The organism is Propionivibrio sp., assembly GCF_049316945.1.
GTDB lineage: Bacteria > Pseudomonadota > Gammaproteobacteria > Burkholderiales > Rhodocyclaceae > Propionivibrio.
In genome coordinates this window covers 1-7,665 of the sequence record NZ_JBMOJE010000177.1, presented here as the reverse complement: position 1 = coordinate 7,665, position 7,665 = coordinate 1, and the positions used below count along the sequence as shown (strand labels likewise).

The following is a 7,665-nucleotide window of genomic DNA, read 5'->3' as shown; positions in this document are numbered from 1 at the left end:
GGACAGTGATTCCAGAGCAAACTGGACAGTAATTTGTAGTTGCGTAGCACGCGGGATAACCGTGGCACCCTCGGTAGATTTGCCGAGGCCAACATGGCGAATGTCAGGTTATTCATGCGTAAGATTATTGAAGTTCTACGGCTGCACCACGAGGGTGGCCGAAGCCATCGCGAGATTGCTCGGGTCGTTGGCACATCACCGACGACCGTTGGCGAAATACTGCGCCGGGCGAAGCAATGTGGCCTGACCTATCCGCTACCCGACGGCCTGAGTGAGATGGGACTGGAAGCCCAGCTTTACCCGCCGGCGACGCCCTCAAGCCGTACCCGTCCTGAGCCCGATTGGCCGGCCGTGCATCGCGAAATGCGCCGCAAAGGCGTCAACCGATACCTGCCTTCCGCTGCCCGTTGTGCGATTCCCCATGCGCGAGCGCTGGGCGTACTGTTGTCTTCCGCCGAATTCCTTGAGGCGCACAAAGGCCAAAGGCAAAGCCGAGGCCGAAACGGAAGAATCACCTGACCGCCAGGCGGCACGGTATGTGTGGGCGCTGCTACTGGCGCCAATCGACGAAGTGTTCCCTCTGATCTGCCCGAAATGCGATGGCGCGATGAAGATCATCGCCTTCATCGACGAAAGCAAAGCGATGCGGGATATCCTCACCCATCTTGGCGAACCGGTCGACTCTCCGTGCATCGCCCCGGCTCACGGCCCGCCGCTGTGGAAAGCCGCCGGGTCGGGCGGCGACGATCTTTTGATCCAGCCCCTTCCGGAGTACGAGTTCGATCAGCGCATTGCGTGGTGACGTGGTAAGCGGGCCTCTGACGCTGCCCGACGGGAGCGTTCGTGTCTGCTCCCCTGAAAACGAAAGGCGAAGGGCGTTTTCAGGGTAACAGACGCTGATTTCAGGAGAGATCGGACGAACCTGGCGGAAAATTACGGTTGACGAAGCGCGGAAGGTGCAGGGATACTTCGGGGAAGGTGGTTGAATTTCCTGTCCTTTATCCTTCTTAAAAAATACCTATGAAAAAAGAAGATTTCTTTTGGTCGCTAAGCTTATTTGGCACAGCGGTTGGTGCAGGGATTCTATTTTTGCCTATTACGGTTGGGATTGGTGGATTATGGCCTTTCGTGATGATGGCGCTTTTAGCATTTCCGATGACTTTTTATTCGCATCGAGGGTTGGCGCGATTTGTTTTAGTCGGGAAAGGGAATAGCCAAGATATTACAGTAGTAGCCGATGAGTCTTTCGGCTCAAAAATCGGGTTTCTCATCACTACTCTCTACTTTCTAGCGATTTTTTCGATTTTATTGGTCTATTCTGTAGCTCTTACCAATACGATTAATTCCATCATCTCCGATAATTTGCATTTATCCCCTCCACCTCGTGTGTTGCTAGCAGGCATTTTGACTCTTTTTCTTATGTGTCTCGTGCAATACGGAGAGGAAATCATCATTCGAGCCATCAGTTTCTTAGTTTTTCCTTTTGTGGCTGCTATTTTTACTTTGTCGCTTTACATGATTCCAACTTGGAATGGAGGGATTTTTGAGGCTCCAACTCCAGATTTTTCTCATTTTGCGATTTCGATGCTCTATATTATTCCAGTGATGGTTTTTTCTTTTAACCATTCGCCGATCATTTCTTCCATGGTCTTAGCGCAAAAGCGGACTTACAATAGCGATGCGGAGCCTCATATCAATAAAATCTTACTTTGTGCCCATTTTTTGATTGTGGGGGTAGTCGTCTTTTTTGTGTTTAGTTGTGCGATGACTTTCTCTGGCGCGCAACTCCAAGAGGCCAAAGTCTCAAATGTCACCATTCTCACCTATATGGCTACGGTGTTTCACAATCCGGTTCTGCACAATGTAGCTCCCATTATTGCAGTGATCGCCATTACCAAATCTTTCTTAGGGCATTTCATGGGGACAAAAGAAGGGTTCATTGGGATACTTCGTCGCGCACCGTTTGTCGCCAGATATTCGGCACTTACAATTAACAAAATCTCGCTTGTAGTAATCGGGCTTTGCGTTTGGATTGTGGCAGTTTACAATCCGAGTGCCTTGGATTTGATTGATGATTTAAGCGGTCCTATTCTTGCCATTATTTTATTTCTAATGCCGGCGTATGCGGTGCGTGCTGTTCCCGCAATGCGTAAATATGCAGGACCTGATACCTATTTTGTCGCAGTAATTGGGCTGCTAGCGTTAGGATCCATTATTTTACAGTTTATCTAACGAGCCAACATGTATTACGGATTATTTGAAATGTTTAAAATCGGGATCGGTCCGTCAAGTTCACACACATTTGGCCCGATGGTCGCAGCGCATCGATTTGTGCAGACAATGAAAACTGAAAATGTGTGGTCTGCGGCGGATCGTATTCAAGTAGAGTTATTTGGTTCCTTGAGTGCAACGGGAAAAGGGCATCTTACGGATCAAGCAATTATTTTAGGGTTGAGTGGATTTTTACCAGAGGATGTTGATTTAGATAAAGTGCCCAGCATTATTGCCGCGGTGATGCAAACGAGGCAGGTGCACCTTATGCCTAATAAAAAAATGGGCTTTGAGCTGATTTTTTCCAAAAAAACGCTAAAGCTGCATGAAAACGGCATTCAATATTCGGTATTTGCGGGTTCTAATCCACTGCTTGTGAGGCGATATTATTCGATTGGAGGAGGCTTTGTGGTTTCTGAGGAAGAATTCACAGCCACAAAAGAACCCCAAGCTCCCACGGTGCCGTTTTATTTCACTAATGCGAAAGAGCTGGTGGTATTTTGTCAGGATGCTTTGATGAGTGAGATTTTAATGCAGAACGAACTTGCATTGCATTCTCCTGAAGAAATTGCCCATTATTCGCAAAAAATATGGGCTGTGATGCAGGAAGGAATTCATCGAGGCCTCAAAACTACTGGAAATCTCCCGAAACCAACGGATCTTGCAAGGCGTGCGAGTGCTCTGTTTCAGAAACTTCAGTGTAGCGAAGAGAAAGAAACCTCAATTATGGTGCAAATGGATTGGGTGAATGTCTTTGCCTTAGCGGTTTCCGAGGAGAATGGAGCTGGTGGCCGCGTGGTAACGGCTCCTACTAATGGAGCCTGTGGAGTGATACCAGCAGTGCTAGCGTATTATGACCGATGGATTCACCCCCTTGATGAGGCCAGAGCTTTAAAATTCTTTTTAGTAGCATCGGCGATAGGAGCTTTGTTTAAAAGAAATGCTTCCATTTCAGGTGCGGAGGTGGGATGCCAAGGCGAGATCGGCGTTGCGAGTGCTATGGCAGCTGCAGGCTTTGCGGCACTGCACGATGCCGATGCAAAACAAATCTGCATGGCGGCAGAAATTGCGATGGAACATCATTTAGGGCTGACTTGTGATCCTGTAAATGGACAAGTGCAAATCCCTTGCGTAGAAAGAAATGGAGTTGCAGCGGTAACTGCCATCAATGCTACGGCAATGGCATTATCGCGAAGCGCAGATCAAGCGCGAGTTTCTTTGGACGCCGTGATTGAGACGATGCGGCAAACTGGAAAAGACATGGACCCTAAATACCGCGAGACTTCCTGCGGGGGATTAGCTAGGCTCATTCAATAGTACCAAACCTCGTATTTGCCTCACTCACGAAATGAAGATACTTTTAAGTACCGACCATTTTCATTTTGAGTCCACCGGCGGCTTTGGCCGAGGAGGAGTCGAAGGAGGTGGCGCGGGGAGCGGCAGCTTCCTGAGTAGAGCGGTCGTCTGAATGGCGGCTTCGCGGCATGGCTGGACGGCCGCTGATGGCCGTCAGCCGACCGCCATCAATTTTCAATCACCGACCGCTTTCGGCCGAGAAGCTGCCGTTCGCTCCAAAATATCACTTTCGCATTTCAAACGGCTGCTTCCGCGTTTTCTGCGTTCCCATCGAACGGCAGCTTTACAAAACCCCCGATGACCGCTTTGGGTCGCTTGCTGTCGGTGGCCAAAAATTCCACATAGATTATCCACTTGAAATCTGCTGCGACGCAGCATTCAAAGCGCCCGTCGATAAAATCCGGATAACCGAAAATACTTAATGCGCTTGTTGAATTCTTTATCGCCGAGGCGTCAGTGGGTCGCCGACTTTGGGCTGGAATCGCTGGCAGGGTTTCGAATGGAATATGGAATGAGTGGCAGGGTATTGGAATGAGCACATCAGTGCGTCGAGCCGTCCTCGGGGTCGTCTTGTAGGATTGTTTCGTAGTCCTGGCCACCGTAGAACACGCCAATGATGGATACCTGCTCGGTGGTCACATCGAAGGCAATCACGGCGCGTTTCTTGTAGTTAGTTATGCGCAGACCGGGCCGCACGTCATCGCGCATGGTGCCGCGATAGGGGAATGCATAAGTCTTCTTGCCTGCTGTCTTGAGGTAGTCGAAGGCAAAGCCTCAAGGAGTGATCAATCAAAGAAAGGCGCAACTGCGGGCATTCGTTCTCGAACAAATGGGTCAGCCATAAGGAGCGGAGGTGGGGAAGCGCCAAGGGTGGCTGAGGTTGCATAATGTGGCTTGTGTTTGACATAGCCACTTGAGACAATCAAAAGCAATATTAACTAAAAAATCTTCGGTGGCAGTTGAAATGCAGGAACCTACGCACATACGTGCTGTATCTTTTGTACTCGCCCTTTCGGTTGTCGTCGCCGGATGGTTATTTTTTGAATACAGCAACCGGGCAGCATCAGAGATTGCACGGCCCATGGATGTAAATTCAAATTCCGAACTGCCTTCCCAACGTTTGCCGCCACCCATGGGTAAAACAGGCATATCTCCCAACACAATACCGAGCAATCTGAGTATCAACTACAAGTGCGGAAATGGTGGTCAAGTTTCGTACGGTGACAAACCATGCTCTGTCAAAGAAAAAACCATAGCTGTCACCGCTGTCGAAAATGAAACACCAAGGGCTAATAATGATCTAGAGCGACTTAAATCAGCCGTTTCTGCGATGGAAAACTCCAGGCTAGAACGAGAGAAACAATTTGCAGCAGCGACAAAGACCACACGCACAAGCAACGCAACTCAGTTCAATGAAATCCGGTGTCAGCAAATCGACCTAGCGATAGCGAATAAAGATGCCGAATTGCGCCAACCACATAGTGCGCAGCGGGGCGACTACTTAACCGGCGAACGTAAGAAATTGATGGACGAGAGATTCTCGCTTAGATGCTGAGATATTCCCCAGGACTTGCATTTAGCGGCTTGCCTGGTGAGCCAATTCACTCTTCCCAATCAGGATATTGGTCTGGCTTTACTCCTGTTTCGAGAACCAACCTTGGATACTCGATACCTTGGCATGGCTCTTGGTCACGTTTTCTTGATTTTGTGATTTTGAAAAGCCAGTTGTCTCCAAAATCAAAAAAGTAATACAAGCTCTTCTTGTCGGGAAGTGGATACAGATCTTCTATAGCTGTACTGAAAACTTCACCATTTTCATCATCAAAACGAACCCGATTGCCACTTCGTGCGGTTCGTGAGATGTAAAATTCATACAAGTGATCATTGTCAAAATTGACGGCGTCTTGAATGGCAAGATGAAGTTCATCCAGCGTTGAAGATGAATCAATCTCAATCATTCCTTCCCATGCGCCGTTTGCATAACTGCCGGAGAGCAGTGTTACTTTGAGAGTAAGGATCATTGTGTGCCTGGTCTCAATTCATGAAAAACATTCGCCAGACCGGTTGGCCTGGACTGTCTGAAAATATCAGAACATGCCGATAAAAAATAGTGCCTTGATTCATAAGGGGTGCAGAGAGATCAGATAGAAATGGCCGCAAGCAAGTATTCTTGGGAGTTCGCTCCCTGTTTCCGTAAAGGCGCCTTTGGCTGGAGTTCAGATCCGGCCATCACCCGAATCAAGGAGGCACTCTCAGAAATCAAGGCGGCGGCAAGGAAAGATGCGCTGCTCGGCGCTGAGGGCGCGGTGTTGTTCCTGCAAAAACTCTCGCCCTCGCTCCAGAACATCGACAGCTCATCCGGCGCCATCGGATCCGCCGTCAATCGGGTCATCGATGTTCTCGTACCAATCATAGCCAATGCTCCAGCCGACTTGCCTACCCGTTGCAAATGGCTGGAACAGCTTTACCAGGCTCATGCCGAAGAGGAATTCCCGTACATCGAGATCCTTGGGGACTACTGGGGCGAGCTTTGTGCCTCGCCAGAACTCGCGGCGGAATGGGCCGATCGCCTGGTAGAAACCGTCATCGCCAACTGGAATGACACCCGTGAGAACCACGGTTTCTTCCACGGAACGACCATGTGCCTGTCGGCTCTGGTCACCGCTGGGCGGCACGATCAATTGTTCGCTTTGCTGGAGAAGGCCCCCTATCTTTCGTGGTCGTATCGGCAAACCGCGTAACCAGGCATCAGTTTAAATTCATCCAGACCCATGATGTCCAGCACCAACAAACCTCTCGATCCATTTTGTAGGCCACTCAAAAACTTGGTGGATGCGCAAACAATGGTTTTTGAAATCCAGGAGTTTGTTAGCAAAAGGAAACTCACCCTGCGCCCACCACCGCCGACGCCGAGCACTTGCTGCGGCCGTGGCTGCAACGGTTGCGTGTGGGAGGGATATTTCGAAGCACTGAATTACTGGCGGGATCAGGCTAGGGATCTATTGAGGTAATCTTCAGCCAAGGGTTACGGGGATCAATAGCGCCAAATGGCTCTGAGAAACCAGATTCGATCAGCAATCATTATGGGAAGGTGTTGGCCTTCGGCCGTTTAAGGATTGTGTCATCCACCCATGGAATTTTCCGGATTGTTGAAATGTGCCACGCCAATTGCTGGGCCACTCGGCCTATTCAAGAGACTGCTACGCCGAACAACCATTTATGGCTGTGCATGACACCGATGGCGACAAACAGCCCGATGCCGAGGCCGATTGCGTCCCACTTCCACAACGGCTTGAAAGTGGCCCGTTTGCCTGCGAGCAAGAGAGATCCCAGCGCATAGACTGAAAAGACAAGAAACGCGCCGAAAAACAAGGTTTCCCGCAAGCCACCGTTAGCAAGCAGGTGTGTGATGGACCAGATGATGACGCCGACAAGCATCGGGTGATGCAGCGTTCGTCGGATGTATCCACTAAGGTTTCCACCGCCGATCACAAAGAGCACCATTGCAATACTAACAAGCACGGGCGCCCACAGTATCGCGAATGGACTCGGGGCAAACAGGACGGTGTTCGGTGCGTACTTCCAGCCGAAACTGATTAGGAAGACTGCACTCAGGGAACCGAGTGCCACCAAACCTTTCCATGCGTTTTCACCCGTTATCCTAGCTATGCTTTCGCGCACGGGAGGTGTTGCGGTGGTGAAATGGAGGGCAAAGAACAGTACCAAGCCGGAAACAAACATCCACATCGTTACTCTCCTTCGCCATAGATTCTATGAAATACTCAGTTTCTTGAATGGACGGATTCTCAGTCAATCGCTTAGGAGAATACGTTGGATTTATTTTTGCAGAAAACCATCATGCTGAGCTTGATTCCCCGAAAGCCTCTGATGATTGATACAAGACGAATCAGGAAGTTCCCATTATGGAATCTTGCACGGGTGATTAGTCAGCGAAGTTGTAGGTCGCGCTCTTCACAATCCCCGCGTGTTGCCGGCTGAGTAGATCCGCACAAATCTGGCGGCAGTAAGGGCGGCGAG

The 7,665-nt window shown here is 49.8% G+C and carries 10 protein-coding genes and 1 pseudogene; 7 read left to right on the top strand and 4 right to left on the bottom strand.

Features of this window, described 5'->3' with window-relative positions; all coding sequences use genetic code 11:
* Positions 1-93: 93 nt before the first annotated feature.
* The 4 genes and pseudogenes from ACOYNV_RS24210 to ACOYNV_RS24195 form a co-directional block, all read left to right on the top strand.
* Positions 94-381 (top strand): annotated as a pseudogene (locus tag ACOYNV_RS24210) (sigma factor-like helix-turn-helix DNA-binding protein); the annotation flags it as partial.
* Positions 382-463: 82 nt separating this feature from the next.
* The gene (locus tag ACOYNV_RS24205; protein ID WP_422902374.1) at positions 464-802 is read left to right on the top strand and encodes a hypothetical protein; all 339 of its coding nucleotides are present in this window, start codon (positions 464-466) and stop codon (positions 800-802) included.
* A gap of 218 nt (positions 803-1,020) precedes the next feature.
* Positions 1,021-2,232 (top strand): HAAAP family serine/threonine permease, encoded by a 1,212-nt coding sequence (locus ACOYNV_RS24200; protein ID WP_422902373.1) that lies wholly within the window; start codon positions 1,021-1,023, stop codon positions 2,230-2,232.
* A 9-nt stretch (positions 2,233-2,241) separates the two neighbouring features.
* Positions 2,242-3,588 carry an L-serine ammonia-lyase gene (locus ACOYNV_RS24195; RefSeq protein ID WP_422902372.1) on the top strand — a complete coding sequence of 449 codons (1,347 nt, stop codon included), beginning with the start codon at positions 2,242-2,244 and terminating at the stop codon, positions 3,586-3,588.
* A 275-nt stretch (positions 3,589-3,863) separates the two neighbouring features.
* Here the strand turns inward: ACOYNV_RS24195 and ACOYNV_RS24190 are convergent, their stop codons facing one another.
* Together ACOYNV_RS24190 and ACOYNV_RS24185 are read right to left on the bottom strand one after the other, a co-directional pair.
* A complete protein-coding gene (locus ACOYNV_RS24190; protein ID WP_422902371.1) occupies positions 3,864-4,166 on the bottom strand; it encodes a hypothetical protein in 303 nt (100 codons plus the stop codon).
* 1 nt (position 4,167) lies between these two features.
* Positions 4,168-4,335, bottom strand: coding sequence for a hypothetical protein (locus ACOYNV_RS24185; protein ID WP_422902370.1), 168 nt, complete (start codon positions 4,333-4,335; stop codon positions 4,168-4,170).
* A 205-nt stretch (positions 4,336-4,540) separates the two neighbouring features.
* Between ACOYNV_RS24185 and ACOYNV_RS24180 the strand changes: the two genes are divergently transcribed.
* Entirely contained in the window at positions 4,541-5,182 is a 642-nt protein-coding gene (locus ACOYNV_RS24180; RefSeq protein WP_422902369.1) for a hypothetical protein, read from the top strand.
* Positions 5,183-5,228: 46 nt separating this feature from the next.
* Here ACOYNV_RS24180 and ACOYNV_RS24175 read toward each other — a convergent pair whose 3' ends face one another.
* Positions 5,229-5,648 carry an IS1096 element passenger TnpR family protein gene (locus tag ACOYNV_RS24175; protein WP_422902368.1) on the bottom strand — a complete coding sequence of 140 codons (420 nt, stop codon included), beginning with the start codon at positions 5,646-5,648 and terminating at the stop codon, positions 5,229-5,231.
* Positions 5,649-5,777: 129 nt separating this feature from the next.
* Here ACOYNV_RS24175 and ACOYNV_RS24170 point away from each other — a divergent pair, with 129 nt between their 5' ends.
* Entirely contained in the window at positions 5,778-6,368 is a 591-nt protein-coding gene (locus tag ACOYNV_RS24170; protein ID WP_422902367.1) for a hypothetical protein, read from the top strand.
* A 30-nt stretch (positions 6,369-6,398) separates the two neighbouring features.
* Positions 6,399-6,638 carry an oxidoreductase-like domain-containing protein gene (locus ACOYNV_RS24165; protein WP_422902366.1) on the top strand — a complete coding sequence of 80 codons (240 nt, stop codon included), beginning with the start codon at positions 6,399-6,401 and terminating at the stop codon, positions 6,636-6,638.
* 178 nt (positions 6,639-6,816) lie between these two features.
* Here ACOYNV_RS24165 and ACOYNV_RS24160 read toward each other — a convergent pair whose 3' ends face one another.
* Positions 6,817-7,374, bottom strand: a complete 558-nt coding sequence (locus tag ACOYNV_RS24160; RefSeq protein ID WP_422902365.1) for an NnrU family protein — start codon at positions 7,372-7,374, stop codon at positions 6,817-6,819.
* Between the last annotated feature and the right edge of the window lie 291 nt (positions 7,375-7,665).